Source organism: Gammaproteobacteria bacterium (genome assembly GCA_040183005.1).
Classification (GTDB): Bacteria; Pseudomonadota; Gammaproteobacteria.
In genome coordinates, this window is sequence record JAMPIW010000007.1 from 1,288,628 (window position 1) to 1,308,246 (window position 19,619).

Below are 19,619 nucleotides of genomic sequence, written 5' to 3' on the forward strand. Positions count from 1 at the left end.
CGTACTGTTAAAATGATGCTATGCCTAAATCCCAACCTATATTGCGCCTTGCCATCCCCTCACCGCTACACCGCAATTTCGATTATCTGCCTCCACCCGGCTGCGATACTACCCAGCTCCTGCCCGGTGTGCGTCTGCGCGTGCCGTTCGGCAGGACAAAAACAATTGGCATACTGTTGGAGGTGGACTCGCAAAGCACGGTGGAAGGCGCACGGCTCAAGGCGGTGCTGGAGGTGCTGGACGAGCAGCCGGTGTTGCCGCCGGACATCATGCAGCTCGCCAGGTGGGCAAGCGGCTACTACCATCACCCCTTGGGCGAGGTGCTTTCCGCTGCACTGCCTGGACTGCTGCGCACGGGGCATACGCTGCAAATACGGGGCACTCGCTGCTGGCTGCTTACTGAGGCGGGCAAGACTGTTGAAATCAGCGACCTGTCCCGTGCCCCGCGACAAGCGGCCCTGTTGCGTTTACTGCAAACCTCTCCTGACGGGATGATCGCAGAACAGTTGGCGGAGCAAACCGGCGATTGGCGGGGAGCGATGCGCGCGCTCATCGAAAAAGGCTGGGTGGAGAGCAAGGAAAGTCCCTGCCTGACGGTACCGGATCGAAAACCCAACGAATCCCCACCATCATTAAATGTCGCTCAAAACGAGGCTGTCACAGCAGTGTGCGGCTCGCTGCAACGTTATCAGGCATTTCTGCTGGATGGCGTCACTGGCAGCGGCAAAACCGAGGTTTATCTGCGCATCATTGAGCAGGTGCTTGCTCAAGGACTTCAGGCGCTGGTGCTGGTGCCGGAGATTGGACTTACCCCGCAGCTTGTCACGCGTTTCCAGCATCGTTTCAATGTGCCGCTGGCGGTGTTGCATTCAGGGCTATCCGACCGGGAACGGCTGACCGCCTGGCTGATGGCGCGTGACGGACAGGCACCTATCGTCATCGGCACCCGTTCAGCGGTGTTCACGCCACTGGCCCGGCCCGGTGTATTTATTATTGACGAAGAGCACGACCTGTCACTCAAACAGCAGGAGGGTTTTCGTTACTCGGCACGCGATGTGGCGGTGATGCGCGCGCATCAGGCACAGATTCCCATCCTCCTGGGTTCCGCCACCCCCGCGCTGGAAAGCCTGCATAACGTCACCACCGGGCGTTATCACCTGCTCACGCTGCCGGAACGGGCAGGTAGCGCGCTGCACCCCACTATTGAAGTGCTGGACGTGCGCCACCAGCCCATGGAAGACAGCCTGTCCCAGCCCTTGCTCAGCCTGATCAAACGCCACCTTGCCGGCAACAATCAAGTGCTGCTGTTCCTGAACCGGCGCGGCTACGCGCCCACCCTGCTCTGTCACGACTGCGGCTGGGTTGCCGAGTGCCGGCGCTGCGACGCGCGACTGACATTACATCACGGATCGCGCCTGCTGCAATGCCACCACTGCGGCACGCAACGCCACATAGACAAGCACTGCCCGAAGTGCAACAGCGCGGATCTACGCTCATTGGGACACGGCACCGAGCGCATAGAGCAGGCGCTGCAACGCCACTTTTCGAACACCCCCGTGCTGCGCATTGACCGCGACAGCACGCGGCGCAAAGGCGCATTACAGGCCTTGCTGGACAGCGTGCATACAGGCGAAAGTCAAATATTGATCGGCACACAAATGCTCGCCAAGGGCCACCACTTTCCCGATGTCACATTGGTCGGCATTTTGGACGCGGATCAAGGATTGTTCGGTGCCGACTTCCGCGCCAGTGAGCGCATGGCGCAGTTGATTGTTCAGGTGGCCGGGCGCGCGGGACGCGCCGACAAACCGGGGCAGGTGGTAATCCAGACCCACCACCCCGATCATCCCTTGCTGCATTTGCTCATCACCCAGGGCTATCACAGCTTCGCCGCAGCGGCACTGGAAGAACGGCGCGAGACACATCTGCCCCCGTTCAGCAACCTGGTGCTGCTGCGCGCCGAGGCGGGCAACCGTGAGCTCCCTCAGCAATTCCTCAACGAGGCGCGCACCGCTGCTGAAATACAGATGATGGAAGGTATTGAATTAATGGGCCCTGTGCCTGCCCCAATGGAAAAACGCGCGGGCCGTTACCGCGCCCACCTGTTGCTACAGGCCACGCGCCGCAGCGATCTGCACCGCCTGCTCGACGCCTGGATACCCCGCCTTGAAAAATTGCCGCTGGCGCGCAAGGTACGCTGGGCGCTGGATGTGGATCCGATGGAGATGTTTTAGTTATTTCAGCCCTGATCTGGCCTTGATAAATTCCACAACCTGGATCAGAGGAATATTCTGACTCTCTGCGTCACGCCGTCCCTTATATTCAATCACACCTTCGTCCAGCTTGCTCTCGCCAAGCACCAAACGGTGCGGGATGCCAATCAGCTCCATATCCGTGAACATCACGCCCGCGCGCTCCTTGCGATCGTCGTATAACACCTCGACGCCTGCCGCCTGCAATTCACTATAAAGGGTGTCAGCGGCGTCACGGATGCGCTGTGATTTGTGCATATTCATCGGCAACAGTGCGACCTGGAAAGGCGCGATAGCGTCGGGCCAGATGATGCCCTTGTCATCGTTGTTCTGCTCGATGGCGGAAGCGACGATGCGCGACACGCCGATGCCATAGCAACCCATCGTCATCACGATGCTGCGTCCTTGTTCATCCAGACAGGTGGCGTTCAGCGCCTTGCTGTACTTGTCGCCCAGTTGAAAAATGTGGCCTACCTCGATGCCACGGCGGATCGCCAGCCGTCCCTCGCAACGCGGACATTGCTCACCCGCGCGCACTGTGCGCAGGTCGGCCACCGGCGGTAGCGCCAAGTCTTCGCCCCAATTGAGATTGATCCAGTGGTAATCCAGCTCGTTCGCGCCGCTGGAGAAATTGCGGGCCTGGGCGGCCTGCTGATCCACCATCACAGTCAAACCGGCGGGCAGTCCCAGCGGGCCAACAAAACCCACCGGTGCGCCGGTGGCGGAAAATACTTCGGCGACTTCCGCCATACGCAGATTTGTCGCACCGAGAGCACGCGCCGCTTTTATCGTGTTGAGTTCGTCACCTCCACCAATAAAAAACACTACCGGTTTATCATCGGCGATCACCACCACGCTCTTGACGATGCGCTCAAAGGAGATGCCAAGCATCTGCGCCTGTTCGTCGACAGTGCGGATGCCCGGTGTAGAGACTTTCTCCTTCTCACGTGGCGCTTCATGCGCGGGCGCGGGCAGGCGACTGGTGGCCATTTCTACATTCGCGGCGTAGTTACAGCTATCGCAAAATGCGATGGCGTCCTCGCCCGAATCGGCCAGCACATGGAATTCATGCGAGTAGCGCCCGCCGATACTGCCGGTGTCTGCCTCCACGGGACGGAATTCCAATCCGAGACGCGTGAAGATGCGCGTATAGGTTTGATGCATCAGATCATAGGTCTCTTGCAGCGAAGTCTGATCGAGATGGAAGGAATAGGCATCCTTCATGATGAACTCGCGGGCACGCATCACGCCGAAACGCGGGCGGGTCTCATCGCGGAACTTGGTCTGAATCTGATAAAAGTTGGAGGGCAGCTGCTTGTAGCTGCGGATCTCGCGGCGGATCAGATCGGTGATGACCTCTTCGTGCGTCGGGCCAAAACAAAATTCACGACCGTGGCGATCCTTGAGACGCAGCAGCTCCGGCCCATACTGCTCCCAACGTCCGGACTCCTGCCACAGCTCGGCGGGTTGCACGGCGGGCATCAACACCTCCAGCGCCCCGGCGCGGTCCATCTCCTCGCGCACGATGGCCTCTACCTTACGTAATACGCGCAGCCCCAAAGGCAGCCATGTATAAAGGCCGGCAGCAAGCTTGCGGATCATCCCGGCGCGCAGCATCAGTTGGTGGCTAATCACCTCAGCATCGGACGGGGTTTCTTTGACGGTAGATAATAAAAATCGTGATACGCGCATGGTGTGTCTTTCTTAAGTGAAGTCATGGAATTCTACTGGTGTATATGCACCACGTACAGCCCTGTACAAGCTGACGTAACCTTATGAAAGCGACAGGTCACGCACTCTTCCTGTGCTTATGATGGGAAAAGTGTAGGAGTCTCTCCGGCAGGCCGCCAGTACCGTAGGCTGGGATGACAATCCCAGCTTTTACCATACAATCAATAAGCCTCACTCTTGTTCGCATGTGTTCAGACTCCCCCGCAACACCTGTCGTAATTTTCCGTGCAAAAACAAACTCCGCCTTTGCTGTGGACGCGGCTCACTTCCTACGCCATCCCTGGATTTGCTTGCGGATCAGCGGTAATGCCGCTTGCGCCGCCCTCTCTCCTTCCAGAATAGCAAGATGCTTGCTTTCGAAATCGGTGGCGCCAATCATGCCCGTGTTGGGGCGAATCACTATGTCGGCGCCGGCTAATTCATAGCTGCTTATCGATTGCCCCATGATGGTGAAGGTCTGCAACAGGACGTCCAGCGTGTCTTCGATCTTGGCGGCGCCTGGTTTTTTGGAGATGTCTACCGCGATCACTATATCAGCGCCGAGGCTCCGCGCCGCGTTGACGGGAACGGGGCTGACCAACCCACCGTCCACATATTCGTGCCCGGCAATCGAGACCGGTTGAAACACGCCTGGTACGCTGCTGGAGGCGCGCACTGCCATGCCGGTATTGCCGCGCCGAAACGCGACCATTTCCCCGCTTTGCAAGTCGGTAGCCACGGCGGCATAGGGTTTAGCCAGGTACTCGATACCCCGGTTCTGCAACGCCTTGTTTATAAACGTCTGTAATTGCTCACCCTTGATGAAGCCACGGGACGGCAGCATATAGTCGCTCACGCTGGATTCTTCCAGCTGGAATGCGATTTTCTGTAGATCAAAGCCGGTATACCCACCGGCGTATAGCGCACCGACCACGCTTCCGGCGCTGGTGCCGACCACCATATCCGGCACGATGCCCTGCGCCTCGAGAACCTTGATGACACCGATATGAGCGAATCCCCGCGCCGCTCCACCACCCAGCACCAAAGCGATCTTCGGTGGTGGCGGTGGCTTGACCGCCACTGGTGGGGGCACGCGTGGCACCTCCTTTACTACGGGCGGAGCAGCACATGCGGCTACAAGCCAAATCATTAACGAGAAGCTCAGGCGGCGGACTAAGGAGAACGTGTGAAGACCACGCTGCCGGTTGGTGCCTTGGCCGATTGGTCCGGGGCCATTCGATCTATTCATGTTCGCGCAGCAGAGTGGAAATACCAGAAACCCTGCATTCGGCATCCAATAGGCCATGCTATTTAACGCGATGTTTCTTAGACTTATTGACCTCAAATCCCTCACCCAAAGACGGTGTACTCGATGGGTTGAGGTTCTTGCAAGTGTCGCTGGCGAGCCAGTCGGCGATGGGTTTCCAGGGGCCAAACTGAGCTTGCTCGGCAGAGAAGGGAAAGCCCTTGGGTATGGCGCCAACATTAAGCGGCAGGTAGGGTGGTCGACTGCAGGGCGAGTGCTGAAAATAATAGGTCTGCCACCATACCGAATCACGCGGCAGGGTCGCGACATAAGCCATTACATTCAGGGCCTCTTGGTCAGTCAGCGCGCCGGGGCTGGTGAGCGGCATCTGATGTTTTATGAATGCCGCCCCCACTGGAATCATGAATGGTCCACCCGCATGAGAGAAGGATGCGCTGCCCGCGAGGGGCGGAAATACAAAGCCAACGCCATCTTCCCATTGCCCCAGGCCGTCTTCGCCGTGACAACCGGCGCAGCTGTTCTTAAATATCTCGGTGCCCGCCACTGGATCGGCTTTCATTTCCAAAATGTTTGGAAAAAGCGGAATACGGCTGCCCGGGATCTTGGCCACGTCCTTCAGTGTTTTAAAGGCCGGAATCAGAATACCCTCGCCAGGGTAAACCCCATCGCGCACTGCTGTTATCCACGCGATCAGTGCATCCATTTCGAATGACTCGGTGGGTATAACGACGATGCTGCCACATTCACGCCCACAATCGCGCGCTCGCAGGCGTGCGTCTCGATGGTACCCCAATCCGCCGAAATATTCGCCGCGATCACCCTGTTCCTTCAGGCCGAAATGCGTGAGAGTACGGAAGAATGGCCAAGCGTAGGGGGTGGTGCCGCTTTGGCCGTGACATGACGTGCAATTGATGATTTTCCCTTCAGCGAGCGAAGGCTTGCCATCTTTCCGGCCATCACCGATCGTCGTATAGGTGTTATTGACGAGACCATATCCGAATAAAATCAACCGTCCCTTTTTCGCATCTCCTGCGAACGTACCAGCGGCCAATTCTTTCCTCAAACGTTCAATGTCCGGGGCGCGATACCACTGGGTGCCAGCGGCCAGAATCTGTCCAGAGGACAGCTCCAGATCCGTCTTGAGGAGATAGTCCTGCGCTGAAGGTAGTATGTGAACGGATGCATTTGCGTAGCCGCCGAGCACGACCAGCACGAGGCATACGATAACTTGAAATACTCGCATGGTCTTACCTCCCAACAGAGCAAACAGCCAGTCCAACCTAACAGAAATGCCCGCGGCATTCAAATAGCCTGTATGTCCATTCGACCGGCAGACAAACCGAAGTGCACTTTTTTTGATCTATATCAAATGCCATGCGTGTTTTTTAAGCCACTCTTTACACAGAGCCACCATCCGGCCAAAAAAAATCTAGACAAAGTCTAAATTACATGGTTAAATTTAGATCAAGTCTAACTCAGCGGCAGTGGCGGGCGAAATTGGAAAAAATTTACTTACATAACAGTGGCATTAGTAAAATCAACAGGAGGAGCAGAAAATGAAAATCATGATTCGTGCATTACCGTTTGTCATCGGCAGTGTCTTGTCCATAGGGTTAGCGCCAAACGCATCGGCCTTTGAGGCCCTGCCCAAACAGCCGCCCATCCCCAAGGACAACCCCATGAGCGCCGCCAAGGTGGAGCTGGGCAAGCAGTTATATTTTGATCCGCGCCTGTCCGTGAACGGCACGCTATCCTGCAACTCCTGCCATGACGTGAGCGGCAGCGGCACGGACAACCGCCCGGTATCCATCGGCGTGGGCGGCAAGGCGGGTGGACGCAACGCCCCCACCGTATGGAATGCGGCGTTTCTCACCACCCAGTTCTGGGACGGACGGGCCGCCACGCTGGAGGATCAGGCCAAGGGACCGATCATGAACCCCATCGAGATGGCCATGCCCAACGAGAAGGCGGTGGTCGACCGCCTTTCGTCGATCCCTGGCTACAAGGTGCAGTTCGCCAAGGTGTTCGGCGGCCCCAATGCCCTGAGCTATGACAACATAGCGAAGGCCATTGCAGCCTACGAGCGCACCCTCATCACTCCCAACAGTGCGTTTGATCGCTTTGTGAAGGGCGATAAAAAAGCATTATCACCGGCGGCGCAGCGCGGCATGAAAACCGCGCAGGATGTGGGGTGTACTGCGTGTCACAGCGGCGTGAATTTCGCTGGGCCGGCATTGCCGATGGGCGAAGGGTTTTACCAGAAATTCCCCATGATGGAGAACAACGACTATGTGGCAAAGTACAAATTGGCCGAGGATGAAGGGCGTTTTGAAGTCACCAAGAACGCGGCCGACAAACACATGTTCCGCGTACCGACCTGGCGCAACGTGGCCTTGACCGCACCGTATTTCCACAACGGCGCCGTCAAGACCCTGGACGAAGCGGTGCGGGTAATGGGCAAAACCCAGCTCAACAAGGATTTGAGTGCGGAACAGGTCAGCGACATCGTCGCGTTCCTCAACAGCTTGACCGGGGAATTCCCCAAGCAGGCAATGCCGAGATTACCTGCCACGCCGAACTTCAGCGTGGTGAGTGAATAAGTCAGGGTATAAACAAAGGGGCGCGAATGCGCCCCTTTTCTATGCACCACCCGGTGGATTATTTGACCACCGAAGCCGAAGAAACAAAAATGATCCTATCGAATGTGCGATTCAGCGTTTTACTGGTGAACTTCTCCATCACCATGCTCTCGGCAAAACGCACCTTATCGCCCACTTTGGCCTTGGTGGTCGGCGCGGCAATCCAGAACCGTTTGCCGTCGGCACCTTCCAGCTCCATGTAGGTATAGATAGAAGCGTCCTTAGTGGAGACCACCTTGCCTTCGCTGGGCGTGGCAACCTGCGCCACGTTGCCGTGGGCCGCATCTACGGGAGCCTTTTCCGCGCCTACCGCCAGCAGCGGTCCGAACGAAACCGCCGTTATCAGGGCCATAGCAGCGGGTAAATAAGATATTTTCACAAAACCTCCATAATTTATCGTATTAATCATCAATCCAGAGGCGCACAACGCCTATTTCATTCACTATGACAGACAACTGGGACACGTAGTTCCTGTCAAGCCAGCCAATACGTCTCGGTAAAGCGCATGGAAAGGTCAATCGCATGCAAGTGCTTGGTGATTGCGCCCAGCGAAATAAAATCCACCCCAGTGTCGGCGATCTGGCGCAGGTTGTCCAGACCGATGCCGCCAGAGGCCTCCAGTTTAGCCTGTCCAGCGTTTAACGCAACCGCCGCACGCATCTGTTCCAGGTCGAAATTATCCAACAGCAGGATATCCGCACCCGCCGCCAAAGCCTCGCGCACCTCGTCGAGATTTTCCACTTCCACTTCCACCGGCCGGTCTTGGGCATGGACGCGTGCCGTTGCTATTGCCTCCCGGATGGAACCTGCGGCGAGAATGTGATTTTCCTTGATCAGAATGCCGTCGTACAGCCCATGCCGGTGATTGTGGCAGCCGCCGCAACGCACGGCGTATTTTTGCGCGTCGCGCAGGCCGGGAATGGTTTTACGGGTGTCGAGGATTTTTACCTTGGCGCCTTGCACCGCATCGGCGTAATGCCGCGCCTGGGTCGCGGTACCGGAGAGGGTTTGCAGAAAATTCAGAGCGGTGCGTTCCCCGCTCAACAGCGGCCGCGCCGGGCCATGCAGTGTGCACAATGTCTGGTTGGCAGTTACGGCATCGCCGTCGACGGCATGCCAGGTGATCTGAATGGCGCTATCCATCTGCCGGAAAACAGCGTCAAACCACGCCGTTCCGCACAGCACGGCATCCTCACGGCTGATAACGGTGGCATCACACACCGCATCGACCGGGATCAGCATGGCGGTGACATCGCCGCTGCCAATATCTTCGGCGAGTGCGCGGCGCACGGAAGCATCAATGTCGCTGGGTAATACGCGTTTTTCGCTCACGCTTCAACCTAAAAACGGCAGTTGGACGGGGTAGAGTGTGCGGTTTTCGGGGTGCAGGGCAAGGCGCAACGACGCGGAATGGTTGTTCCATTCCAAGGAGTTGCAACGCCGCCATGCGCACTGAAAATCGTGCAATCCACCCCGTAGCGGGCCTCACCAAACAGATGAACCCGCAGGATATGATAAAGTCTCACAAACATATTACTAGCCACCCAAAGAAGCGGTCAACTGCCGTTTTTAGGTTCCAATAACTCCCTTGATAAACGGTATGGTCAATTTGCGCTGGGCAGCCAGGGAAGCATGGTCAAGGCGCTCCAGCAAGGTGAACAGGGCGGGCATGTCGCGGCGCTCGCGGCGCAACAGAAACTGCGCCACGTCAACCGGCAGCTCAAGCCCCCGCTGACGCGCACGCAATTGCAATGCAGCGAGCATGCCCTCGTCATCGAGGGCATCAAGATGTAATACCAGCCCCCATGCCAGGCGCGAGGTTAGGTCGGGCAACACCACACCCAACCCGCCGGGCGCGGCGCTGCCAGCGATCATGCAATGTGAGCCGCTGTCGCGCATGCGGTTGTATAGATGAAACAGTGCCGCCTCCCATGCCGCTATCCCGGCTACCGCCTGGATGTCGTCGATGCACACCAATGCGAGCTGCTCGAATCCCTCCAATAGTCTGGGCGAGAACTCATCGGCCTGCGCCAATGGCACATAGGCGACAGCCTCGCCGCGCGCGTTCGCCTCATGGCAGGCGGCCTGCAACAGGTGGGTCTTGCCAACCCCAGGGGCGCCCCACAAATAGATCATTTGCTCGCCTTCGGCACACGCGCTGCGCTGCACAGCGGAGACGGCCTCGCTGTTGGCGCCAGGGAAATAATTGGCGAACGAGGCATCATCGCGCAAGCCTATGCCTAATGGGAGTTGTGCCATCACGGGAAGGACCGCATCTTTCATCCTAAGAACCGCCATTCCCGGCGTCATAGATCCGGCTATGCATATAACGCTCATGCGCATGGCGCAGCAACACCATGACCACGGCGGCGAACGGCAGCGCCAGCAGGATACCGAAAAAGCCGAACAACTGCCCGCCCGCCATGACGGCAAAGATCACCATTACCGGGTGTAGGCCGATACGGTCTCCGACCAGCAACGGCGTAAGCACCATACCTTCCAGCATCTGCCCCACGCCAAACACCGCCAACACCAGCAATAGATGGAACAGATCCTGATACTGGACAAGGGCGGCAATGCTCGCCGCCAGCAGGCCAATGGCAAACCCAAGATAAGGAACGAAACTGAGCAGCCCCGCCGCCATGCCGATCAGCAGGGCAACATCCAGGCCGACCATCCACAGACCAATGGAATAGATCGTCCCCAGCGCCAGCATAACCATGATCTGCCCACGCAAAAACGCCCCCAGCATCTCATCGCATTGACGCGCCAAACGGGTTACAACCGGCTCTGCGGTGCGCGGCAACAACTCCTGGATGCGGGCCACAAGCACATCCCAATCACGCAGCAGGTAAAAGGTCACCACCGGGATCAGCAGCAGATTCACGAGCCAGCCCAGCAGCGTCAAACCGGAACGGGTGACGGAGGCCATCGCCCCCGCCACCACTCCACCGGCGGTTTGCCAGTGATCGGCAATGGCCTGTTTCAAGGTATCCAGATCCAGGGAGTGTTCCTGAAGCTGCAATTTCGTCTGCAACCAGGGCAACGCAGTATATTGCAGCCAGTCGACATAGCCAGGCAGCTTGCTTATCAATATCTCGATCTGATGCGCCAGCAACGGCAGACCGATCAGCAATAGCAGCAGCAACAGCGCCAACAGTCCGGCCAAGACGAGCACGACCGCCATGGTGCGGGATAATCCCAGCTTTTCAAGGCGGTCGGCAAGCGGGTCCATGGCATAGGCCAGCAGGGCCGCGACAAGAAATGGCGTAAGCACCGGCGCCAGCAGGTACAACAGCGCGCCAACAGCTGCGACACCTAATAGCGTCAGCCACTTTTGAGAATCAGTCAGCGACGGCATTTATTCTCTATTTCTTATCAATGATAATGTTATCTGCAATGCCGGTCCGAGCGTCCGCGCATCGCACGAAGGGTCCAGGTTCTAAAATAATCCAGCCCGCTCAATACGGTCGTCGCCAGAACAAAATAAATCATGCCAGTGATAGCCCACGAAGGCAACGGTATCACGCTCAACGACATTACCAGCGCAAGCACCAGCACAATCTGGGCGAGGGTATTGATCTTGCTCACCAGGGTAGGTGCCATTTCAACATGGCCAATCAGATAGTGATAGGCAATGGCGCCAAACAGAATCAGCGCGTCGCGGACAATCACGGCAGCCACCAGCCACACCGGAATGATGCCCAGCCAACCCAATACCAGATACGACGACACCAGCAGCAGCTTGTCGGCGAGCGGATCCAGAATGGAGCCCAGACGGCTGGTCCAATGGAAATGCTTGGCGAGATAGCCATCCAGCGCATCCGACGCCCCCGCCACGGCGAACAGTAGCAACGCCTCGGCAAAGCGCTCCCGCATGAGTAGCCACACCACCAGCGGCACGAGCAGTATGCGCGCCATGCTGATGATGTTCGGGATGTCGCGACGGTTCATGGCAATAAGATGTATTTCAACTCCGACGCAGCGGGATCAGAATTGGCGACGCTCAGGATGCTGCCTAAAGCAATGCTTTGAGCAAGACCCGAATCGCTGCTGCGGGTCAATACACGGAATGTTACGCTGTCTGCTTTCACACGCACCACCGCTGCCTCCGTCACACCGGCCAGCGACTGCAAATAATTCATGGTCCGTGCATAATCATCGAGCGTAGTGATATTTGTCACCGTCATCAATACACTGGTGGCGGCAGCATCGCTCAACACCTGGGCAAACCTTTTGGCCAGCTCATCCGCCGCACCATCGATACCCGCCTCAAGCACATCCTGCGGCGCACTGGCGACGCTCTCCCAGTTGACGGCCTCCCCGCCGCCTTGATAAAACGTCCAGCGCACCCGCCAGGTGCCCGAGCGGAGGCTTAACCGGCCCGCCAGCACCGCCTCGGTCTGCCCGCGTGCTGCGGCCTTGAGCAGGGCATCCCGTGCATTACTCCAAACATCGGCAAAGCGCACGCCACCCTCTGCTTCCGCATCCTGCGGCAGGAGAACCGGCAAGCCACGGCGGCGCGCGCGGTTTTCCATAATCGACTGCAACTCGGGGCGGCTATCGCCCAGCAAAACAGTGCGCTGATCCTGTCCTTCCATCGCTAACAGGATCAATGTCGCCGGGCGCACCCGCCCCCATACCGGCAACCCGGCCTGGCGCAATGCCTGATTCACGGTAGCAGAATCAAAACTTACCCATAATACCTGCCCCTTCGCCGCCACTGGCTTGCCGGGAGGCTGAACTGCGGAGGGAGCCACCGGAATGATCCGCGCCATATCCTCCGTCAGTGGGCGGTAGCGGTATTGCTGCGCCACCTTATCGGCGCGCTTGAACATGGGGGCCAGCGTCGGAAGCGCCGCAACTCCGCGCCGTCCCGTCACCTTCATCAGCACCTCAGCCAGCGCCGCACGTATTGCCTCGCCCTGCTCCGCCTTGCCTTGACCCACCACCTGGATCTCGGCCTCATACAGGCCTTCCACTTCGGCGGCAGACAACAAACCTGGCATAACACTACTCATCAACAGAGTAAACAGGGCAATAACCCTGATGCGCAACTGCGTTTTACAATTAGACACCCGCATCCTCAAAAAATCATGCCACTGAAAATAACCCCGCGTATAATAGTTATAATACACCTTCCCCATAGAATAAAATAATGCGATTACCCAGATGAACTCGAAATCCGACACTGCCCAACATGGAACCAGCCTGAGCTACCGCGATGCAGGCGTAGACATTGAGGCCGGCAACAACCTGGTAAAAAGAATCAAACCCATTGCAGCACGCACCACCCGTCCCGGCGTGCTCGGCGGCCTGGGCGGCTTTGGTGCGCTGTTTGAACTGCCACTCGACCGCTATCGCAAGCCGGTACTGGTCTCCACCACCGATGGTGTCGGCACCAAGCTGAAGCTGGCGATAGAAATGGGCAAACACGACACCATCGGCATCGACCTGGTGGCGATGTGCGTCAATGATCTGGTTGTGCAGGGCGCCGAGCCACTGTTTTTCCTTGACTATTACGCCACCGGCCACCTGAGCATCGACCAGGCGGAGGATGTCATCAAGGGCATCGGCGCAGGTTGCGAACTCGCCGGTGCCGCACTGGTAGGCGGAGAGACCGCCGAAATGCCCGGCATGTACAGCCATGGTGACTATGACCTGGCAGGCTTCAGCGTCGGCGTAGTGGAAAAGGAAAACATCATCGACGGCAGCAAAGTCCAGCCCGGCGACGCATTGATCGGCATCGCCTCCAGCGGCCCGCACTCCAACGGCTATTCCCTGATCCGCAAAGTCATCGCCGTCAGCGGCGCGGATCTATCCCAGGACTTTCATGGCCGCACGCTGGGCGACACCCTTCTGGAGCCCACGCGCATCTATGTCAAGCCATTACTCAAACTGTTTGCGCAGATCCAGGTGCATGCCCTGGCCCACATCACCGGTGGCGGACTGCTGGAAAACCTGCCGCGCGTGATGCCCGACAACACCCAGGCCGTGATCGGCAAGACTGCATGGCCACGCCTCCCCATCTTTGATTGGCTGCAGGAAAAAGGCAATATCGCGGAGCAGGAAATGTACCGTACCTTCAACTGCGGCATCGGCATGGTCGTGTGCGTGGCGGAGGCCGACGCCAACGCCACGGTGGACATACTCAATGCGCAGGGCGAAACAGCGTGGCGCATCGGTTCGATTGAAGCAGCGCAAGACGGCCTGGAGCAGGTTTTAATCCGTGCATGATGCAAGCGCTCCGTTACCCATCGTTGTCCTGATCTCCGGCAGCGGCAGTAATCTCCAGGCGATCATCGACGCAGCCGCCCGCAAAACACCGCCCGTCGAGATTCGCGCCGTAATTAGCAACAACCCCAACGCCTTCGGCCTGGAGCGCGCCCGGCGGGCGGGCATCCCGGCACTGGTGCTTGACCACAAGACCTTCCCAGGCCGGGACGCGTTTGACACCGCGCTGCAAACGATGATCGACCGCTTCGAACCGGCACTGGTCGTGCTCGCCGGTTTCATGCGCATCCTCGGCCCCGGATTCGTGACGCACTATCTTGGGCGTATGCTAAACATCCACCCCTCTCTGCTGCCCGCCTTGCCCGGCCTCGACACCCACAGCCGCGCACTTGGGACAGGCATGCGGGAACACGGCGCCAGCGTCCACTTTGTCACCAATGAACTGGATGGCGGACCTGTCATAGTTCAGACGCGCGTGCCGATATTACCGGATGACAACGTCAAGACACTTGCACACCGGGTACTCGAACAGGAACATCGCATCTATCCCTTGGCGATACACTGGTTCGCTGAAGGACGGCTGCAACTCGACCATGAGCGCAATCAAGTAGTACTTGACGGAACACGCCTAACATCGCCAGTGGACTATACCGATGCCGATAACAACCCGCACGATCCGCAATGATAGACACAACCGCAAGATATCTAGCCTGTGGCCCTACTTCGCAGCCTTCTTGCTGGGCATGACCCTTTATTCCACCGCCTTTGCCGACCCTCTCCCCCTTTTCACCGCCCGTTACACCCTGAGCAAAGCAGGCATCCCGCTGGGCGAGAACATCCGCACCCTGACCAAGACCGACGACGGAGGGTATCTTTATCAATCGGTAACCCACGCTACCGGACTGCTCGCCAAATTTGTAAAACAAGAAATCGTAGAACGCAGCGAGTGGACCTACGAAGGCGAGGGACAAAACGCGCAGCCTCGCCCACTGGAATACCTCAGCCGCCGTAGCGGGAAAAGCGACAAATGGATAAAGCAGATCTTCAACTGGGAAAAAAACACCACCACCAACATCACCAGCAGCAAATCGTGGCATACGCCACTGCGCCCAAAAATCCAGGACAAGCTCAGCTACCAGCTTGCCATCATGAACGACCTGCAAAATGGCCGAAAAACCCTGGAATACCTGATCGCGGATAGCGATAAAGTCAAGAATTACCGGTTCGTCATCCTGGGCGAAGAACAGGTCAAAACCGCCATGGGAACATTGCGCACACTAAAGATCCGGCGCACAGGCGACAGCAGAAACACCACAGTGTGGTGCGCTATCGACTTTCACTACCTGCCCGTAGTTCTGGAGCAGCACGATGACGAAGATGGCTGGCTTAAAATGCAGATCGAATCTATGCAGTTCGAGAACCAAAAACCTGAAAGCAAAAAGCAAACCCCTCCGGCCTGAACCCCGCCCAAAACATCATGCCTTCGGCAGCGTCACCCCGGTCTGCCCCTGATATTTGCCGCCACGATCCTTGTACGAGGTCTCGCACACCTCGTCAGATTCCAGAAACAACATCTGGGCGACACCTTCATTGGCATAAATCTTGGCCGGCAGGGTCGTGGTGTTGGAAAACTCCAGGGTCACATGCCCTTCCCATTCCGGCTCCAGCGGGGTCACATTGACGATGATGCCGCAGCGCGCATAGGTGGACTTACCCAGACAGATGGTCAGCACGCTGCGCGGGATGCGGAAATATTCCACCGTGCGTGCCAGGGCAAAGGAGTTCGGCGGGATGATGCACACATCCGACTGCACATCGACAAAGCTGTTGGCATCGAAATTTTTGGGATCGACAATCGCCGAATTGATATTGGTGAAAATCTTGAATTCATCCGCACAACGGACATCGTACCCGTAGCTGGACGTGCCATAAGAAATAATCCTGCCCGCCTCGCGCTCGCGCACCTGGCCCGGCTCGAACGGCTCGATCATGCCGTGCTTATCGACCATGCGCCGGATCCATTTATCAGACTTGATACTCATTCAACAACCTCTCGAAGTAGGGACAAGACTCCTCGCCCGCCCTAATATTATCCTGAAAATGGCGATTCACCGCAGAGCGCGCAGAGAATGCAGAGGAAAAACGAGACCTTGACAAAATATGCCAAACCACCCCCGCCAGGTGGGCACGCTTGTTACGCTAACTCCCTGAATTTCTTTGCGTCCTCTGCGTACTCTGCGGTTCAATAGCTTTTTTCGGATTACGTGTTCTGAACCACGATATTGGGAAATTTGGCGGCGTAATCCTTCCCCCGCAACGACAGCTTGGCCGCGACGCGCCGGGCAATGTCGCGATAGATCTGCGCAATCCTCCCGTCTGGATCGGCCACCACGGTGGGACGGCCGCCATCGGCATCTTCACGGATGCGGATATCGAGCGGCAATGACCCCAGGAAATCCACCCCATACTGCTCAGCCATTCGCTGGCCACCACCTGAACCGAATATATGTTCTTCGTGCCCGCAGTGGCTGCAAATATGCGTACTCATGTTCTCGACGACGCCAAACACCGGCACTTCCACCTTCTCAAACATTTTCAGCCCCCGGCGCGCATCCATTAGAGCGATGTCCTGCGGCGTGGTGACGATCACCGCACCACTCACCGGAATCTTTTGCGTGAGGGTCAGTTGCGTATCACCCGTACCCGGAGGGAGATCAACGATCAAGTAATCCAAATCCCGCCAATTGGTATCTCTCAGCAGTTGCTCCAGCGCCTGCGTAACCATCGGGCCACGCCAGATCATCGGCGCCTCGTCGTCGACAAGGTATCCTATAGACATGGACTGGATACCGTAACTCATCAACGGCTCCATGGACTTACCGTCACGCGACTCCGGCCGGGCATGAACGCCCAACATGAGCGGCTGGCTGGGGCCATAGATATCCGCATCCAGAATCCCCACCGCCGCGCCCTCCGCCGCCAGCGCCAGCGCAAGATTCACCGCCGTCGTCGACTTACCAACACCACCCTTGCCGGACGCCACGGCTATAATATTTTTCACGCCCTTCAATGGCTTAACGCCATGCTGCACAGCATGTGTGACAATTTTAGAGGAAACACGCACCTCAGCGCTTTTCACACCGCCGACTTCCTCAATCTGCTTTTTCAGCGCGGCCGCAAGCTCCTGCTGATAGCCCTTGGCCGGATAACCCAGCAACACATCCACAGTTACCTTGCCGCCATCAATCGCAACCTGCTTCACGGCGTTTGCCGACACCAAGTCCCGTTGAAGATAAGGGTCAATGAAGGCCTTGAGCGCTGCTTCTATCTGTAATTTAGATAATTCTGCCATAATCTTCCTCAGGAGAATGGATGAATAACACCTTAAATCCAACGATTCAAATGCCAAAATCCAAAATAATACATAATTACGATAAATATAATAATAACAGGTAGTCGGCGCCAAGTATCCAACTCACAATTGCAATCCCACCCAGCCTTTGGCCTCATGCCGTCACCTTACCTCTCGGGCGTCAAAAACATGGCAACCCAAAAAAGACACGCCTAACTCTTGAGATAGCCTGCCTTTTATGATATATACATATCATCCCTGATGAATGCGTTAAATAGACATTTTCAGCTTGACTAATCACACCAAACTTTTAGGAATTAACAAGGACTGCCGATGGATATAATGCCAAGATACCTGCTGCCAGTCCTTGCCGCCCTCTTCATTTTTATGCTTGGCATAAAAGAAGGCGCGGCCGAATTTGCGCTCAATTTTCAGCCGAGTCCCAGCCTATCGCCCACTCCTGGCATCATCAACCTCAGCTGTAACCGGGGGGGAGTGGATGTAGGCTGCGTTCATGGCACTACGGCAGACCCACAGAAGACACCTTTCTTAAGCGAACTCGTCAGAGAAGGCACTACTGACTATTGGCACCAAATCATAGGCGACCCCACTAAAGGCTTCGCCCAGGAGACTTACATTAGAGTAGGAGTATGCTGCTGGCCAAATGGCCAGCCTGGCACGTCCTCTGCCGGGCTTATAGGCAATGGGGGCTTTAGCGGCCCTGGACTCGCGCCCTTGGACCCCGCTTCAGCAGGCTCCGGCTCCGGCACTGGCAACCCCCAGAGAGTACAATTGCGGATGGTGCTAAATGATGGGGGAATGGCTCAGGAATTCTTGAAAAGCACCTTCGCTACAAAGCCCAAGATCACTCAAGACATTGAAACCCCTGATATCTCCGCTCGTTTTGTTGTGGACATGAGCGCCATACCGTACACAGGCGCCGCCGCAACCTCAACACCAGCAATAGTCACCAATACGGTCAACCTACTCTCCTCTTCCTCCGGCGGGAGCTTCGACGTGGTCGCTGGAGGACAAAAAAATAATGTAACTGCAGGCAGTTTCACTTGGACTCCTGGAACAGGTTTCGGCCAAAGCAATGGCACATATAATTACACAGACGGTAATTTCAATATAAATGCCATAGATTGGAAGGCCGCGTATGAACCAGGGATTAATACATGCTGGTCATATAAGCAAAATCCGGGCTCTGCGCCGTGTACACCTTGAGCATCTAACCACCAACCAAAGCCCCATTCGCCTTTTCTGCGCTAGGACTCCCCGGCCCGTTCGCTTAAGGGCCGCCTCCCACCGACGGTCGACCAAGGCAATTTGGATCGTACCCCACCTATTAAGCTCATCTTAGCCTCTAATTTACCCCGATCTAGGACTTTTTCCTGGCCATCAGGCCATATTAGGCGCGACTTTTTCCTGCCTGACCGCATATGAGGCCGCACCCACCCCGCGTGAGATGCGACACGCTGCAGGTCTAGATTCATCATTCCAACCTGCCCCTCCTGGCCCGAATCATCCCGATGGTGCGCTCTGATGGAAGGGGGTGCCGAAGGCGTGTCAGCAGTTAACGGTGCCAGTCACAGCGACCGCTCTTGCTAGATTACCAGTAGCGCCACGGAGAGAGACAGCCGATGCCTTAGAAGATCAGCGCCAAGGCGCTGCCCCCTTCCCCAAGTCCTGGGCGACGCTGACCCACAATTGCGGGTCAGGGAACTCCGCAATCGATTAAGATCGATTGACTTTACGCCACTTGGGCCGGGATGTGATTGCGGTAATGCGTGATGCGGTTGGTTTCGTCGAGGTATACCATGACGGGCCTGAAGGAAGCCAGCTCATGCTGATTTAACACCGCATAAGTGCAGATGATGACTCGATCCCCCGGTTTGGCCTTGTGCGCGGCAGCGCCGTTGACGGAGATGATGCCGCTGCCTGCTTCGGCACGGATCGCGTAGGTGGTGAAGCGCTCGCCATTGGTGATGTTGTAGATCTGGATCTGCTCGTATTCGTGAATACTCGCCGCCTCCAGCAGCGTGGCGTCAATCGCGCACGACCCTTCATACTCCAGCTCGGAGTGGGTCACGCAGGCGCGGTGCAGCTTGGACTTCAGTAGGGTGTACTGCATTTGGCAGCTCCTCTAGGCTATGCAGGATGCG

Annotated in this window: 18 protein-coding genes; 6 read left to right on the forward strand and 12 right to left on the reverse strand. The window is 57.1% G+C overall.

Annotated elements, in window-relative coordinates; genetic code table 11:
- Nucleotides 1–20: 20 nt before the first annotated feature.
- The gene (locus M3A44_12025; protein ID MEQ6342346.1) at nt 21–2,234 is read left to right on the forward strand and encodes a primosomal protein N'; all 2,214 of its coding nucleotides are present in this window, start codon (nt 21–23) and stop codon (nt 2,232–2,234) included.
- On the opposite strand, the gene M3A44_12030 is transcribed toward M3A44_12025, so the two are convergent.
- The 3 genes from M3A44_12030 to M3A44_12040 form a co-directional block, all read right to left on the reverse strand.
- Nucleotides 2,235–3,944, reverse strand: a complete 1,710-nt coding sequence (locus tag M3A44_12030) for a proline--tRNA ligase (GenBank protein MEQ6342347.1) — start codon at nt 3,942–3,944, stop codon at nt 2,235–2,237.
- A 301-nt stretch (nt 3,945–4,245) separates the two neighbouring features.
- On the reverse strand, nt 4,246–5,112 hold the full coding sequence (locus M3A44_12035) for a patatin-like phospholipase family protein (GenBank protein MEQ6342348.1): 867 nt from the start codon (nt 5,110–5,112) through the stop codon (nt 4,246–4,248).
- Between the two features lie 157 nt (nt 5,113–5,269).
- Complete coding sequence (locus M3A44_12040) at nt 5,270–6,472, reverse strand: c-type cytochrome (GenBank protein MEQ6342349.1); 1,203 nt, start codon at nt 6,470–6,472, stop codon at nt 5,270–5,272.
- A 322-nt stretch (nt 6,473–6,794) separates the two neighbouring features.
- On the opposite strand from M3A44_12040, the gene M3A44_12045 reads away from it, so the two are divergent.
- The gene (locus M3A44_12045) at nt 6,795–7,829 is read left to right on the forward strand and encodes a cytochrome-c peroxidase (protein ID MEQ6342350.1); all 1,035 of its coding nucleotides are present in this window, start codon (nt 6,795–6,797) and stop codon (nt 7,827–7,829) included.
- Between the two features lie 58 nt (nt 7,830–7,887).
- On the opposite strand, the gene M3A44_12050 is transcribed toward M3A44_12045, so the two are convergent.
- The 6 genes from M3A44_12050 to M3A44_12075 form a co-directional block, all read right to left on the reverse strand.
- Nucleotides 7,888–8,247: a hypothetical protein gene (locus M3A44_12050; GenBank protein ID MEQ6342351.1), complete on the reverse strand. Its 360-nt coding sequence runs from the start codon at nt 8,245–8,247 to the stop codon at nt 7,888–7,890.
- A gap of 95 nt (nt 8,248–8,342) precedes the next feature.
- Complete coding sequence (gene nadC, locus M3A44_12055; GenBank protein ID MEQ6342352.1) at nt 8,343–9,200, reverse strand: carboxylating nicotinate-nucleotide diphosphorylase; 858 nt, start codon at nt 9,198–9,200, stop codon at nt 8,343–8,345.
- 237 nt (nt 9,201–9,437) lie between these two features.
- The gene (hda, locus tag M3A44_12060) at nt 9,438–10,151 is read right to left on the reverse strand and encodes a DnaA regulatory inactivator Hda (GenBank protein ID MEQ6342353.1); all 714 of its coding nucleotides are present in this window, start codon (nt 10,149–10,151) and stop codon (nt 9,438–9,440) included.
- A gap of 1 nt (nt 10,152) precedes the next feature.
- Nucleotides 10,153–11,220, reverse strand: coding sequence for an AI-2E family transporter (locus M3A44_12065; GenBank protein MEQ6342354.1), 1,068 nt, complete (start codon nt 11,218–11,220; stop codon nt 10,153–10,155).
- A 38-nt stretch (nt 11,221–11,258) separates the two neighbouring features.
- Nucleotides 11,259–11,822: a CDP-alcohol phosphatidyltransferase family protein gene (locus M3A44_12070; protein ID MEQ6342355.1), complete on the reverse strand. Its 564-nt coding sequence runs from the start codon at nt 11,820–11,822 to the stop codon at nt 11,259–11,261.
- Complete coding sequence (locus M3A44_12075; protein ID MEQ6342356.1) at nt 11,819–12,946, reverse strand: DUF2066 domain-containing protein; 1,128 nt, start codon at nt 12,944–12,946, stop codon at nt 11,819–11,821. Before M3A44_12075 ends, M3A44_12070 begins: the two co-directional genes overlap by 4 nt.
- Before the next feature lie 94 nt (nt 12,947–13,040).
- Between M3A44_12075 and purM the strand changes: the two genes are divergently transcribed.
- The 3 genes from purM to M3A44_12090 are packed head-to-tail and all read left to right on the forward strand — an operon-like array spanning nt 13,041 to nt 15,562.
- Entirely contained in the window at nt 13,041–14,105 is a 1,065-nt protein-coding gene (purM, locus tag M3A44_12080; protein MEQ6342357.1) for a phosphoribosylformylglycinamidine cyclo-ligase, read from the forward strand.
- Entirely contained in the window at nt 14,098–14,787 is a 690-nt protein-coding gene (gene purN, locus M3A44_12085; GenBank protein MEQ6342358.1) for a phosphoribosylglycinamide formyltransferase, read from the forward strand. The genes purM and purN overlap by 8 nt, the downstream gene beginning before the upstream one ends.
- Nucleotides 14,756–15,562, forward strand: a complete 807-nt coding sequence (locus tag M3A44_12090) for a DUF3108 domain-containing protein (protein ID MEQ6342359.1) — start codon at nt 14,756–14,758, stop codon at nt 15,560–15,562. Before purN ends, M3A44_12090 begins: the two co-directional genes overlap by 32 nt.
- Nucleotides 15,563–15,577: 15 nt before the next feature.
- Here the strand turns inward: M3A44_12090 and dcd are convergent, their stop codons facing one another.
- Both dcd and apbC read right to left on the reverse strand, forming a co-directional pair.
- On the reverse strand, nt 15,578–16,144 hold the full coding sequence (dcd, locus tag M3A44_12095; protein ID MEQ6342360.1) for a dCTP deaminase: 567 nt from the start codon (nt 16,142–16,144) through the stop codon (nt 15,578–15,580).
- Nucleotides 16,145–16,362: 218 nt separating this feature from the next.
- Nucleotides 16,363–17,454 (reverse strand): iron-sulfur cluster carrier protein ApbC, encoded by a 1,092-nt coding sequence (apbC, locus tag M3A44_12100; GenBank protein MEQ6342361.1) that lies wholly within the window; start codon nt 17,452–17,454, stop codon nt 16,363–16,365.
- A gap of 819 nt (nt 17,455–18,273) precedes the next feature.
- On the opposite strand from apbC, the gene M3A44_12105 reads away from it, so the two are divergent.
- On the forward strand, nt 18,274–18,681 hold the full coding sequence (locus tag M3A44_12105; GenBank protein ID MEQ6342362.1) for a hypothetical protein: 408 nt from the start codon (nt 18,274–18,276) through the stop codon (nt 18,679–18,681).
- Nucleotides 18,682–19,207: 526 nt separating this feature from the next.
- Here the strand turns inward: M3A44_12105 and M3A44_12110 are convergent.
- Nucleotides 19,208–19,588, reverse strand: a complete 381-nt coding sequence (locus tag M3A44_12110) for an aspartate 1-decarboxylase (protein ID MEQ6342363.1) — start codon at nt 19,586–19,588, stop codon at nt 19,208–19,210.
- Between the last annotated feature and the right edge of the window lie 31 nt (nt 19,589–19,619).

Bases quoted from the DNA above. Each gene is read 5' to 3' on its own strand.
- hda (MEQ6342353.1), bottom strand. From the start codon at position 10,151: ATGAAAGATGCGGTCCTTCCCGTGATGGCACAACTCCCATTAGGCATA.
- M3A44_12090 (MEQ6342359.1), top strand. From the start codon at position 14,756: ATGCCGATAACAACCCGCACGATCCGCAATGATAGACACAACCGCAAG.
- M3A44_12035 (MEQ6342348.1), bottom strand. From the start codon at position 5,112: ATGATTTGGCTTGTAGCCGCATGTGCTGCTCCGCCCGTAGTAAAGGAG.
- M3A44_12105 (MEQ6342362.1), top strand. From the start codon at position 18,274: ATGGCTCAGGAATTCTTGAAAAGCACCTTCGCTACAAAGCCCAAGATC.
- purM (MEQ6342357.1), top strand. From the start codon at position 13,041: ATGAACTCGAAATCCGACACTGCCCAACATGGAACCAGCCTGAGCTAC.
- M3A44_12040 (MEQ6342349.1), bottom strand. From the start codon at position 6,472: ATGCGAGTATTTCAAGTTATCGTATGCCTCGTGCTGGTCGTGCTCGGC.
- M3A44_12025 (MEQ6342346.1), top strand. From the start codon at position 21: ATGCCTAAATCCCAACCTATATTGCGCCTTGCCATCCCCTCACCGCTA.
- M3A44_12070 (MEQ6342355.1), bottom strand. From the start codon at position 11,822: ATGAACCGTCGCGACATCCCGAACATCATCAGCATGGCGCGCATACTG.
- M3A44_12110 (MEQ6342363.1), bottom strand. From the start codon at position 19,588: ATGCAGTACACCCTACTGAAGTCCAAGCTGCACCGCGCCTGCGTGACC.
- M3A44_12030 (MEQ6342347.1), bottom strand. From the start codon at position 3,944: ATGCGCGTATCACGATTTTTATTATCTACCGTCAAAGAAACCCCGTCC.
- dcd (MEQ6342360.1), bottom strand. From the start codon at position 16,144: ATGAGTATCAAGTCTGATAAATGGATCCGGCGCATGGTCGATAAGCAC.
- M3A44_12045 (MEQ6342350.1), top strand. From the start codon at position 6,795: ATGATTCGTGCATTACCGTTTGTCATCGGCAGTGTCTTGTCCATAGGG.
- apbC (MEQ6342361.1), bottom strand. From the start codon at position 17,454: ATGGCAGAATTATCTAAATTACAGATAGAAGCAGCGCTCAAGGCCTTC.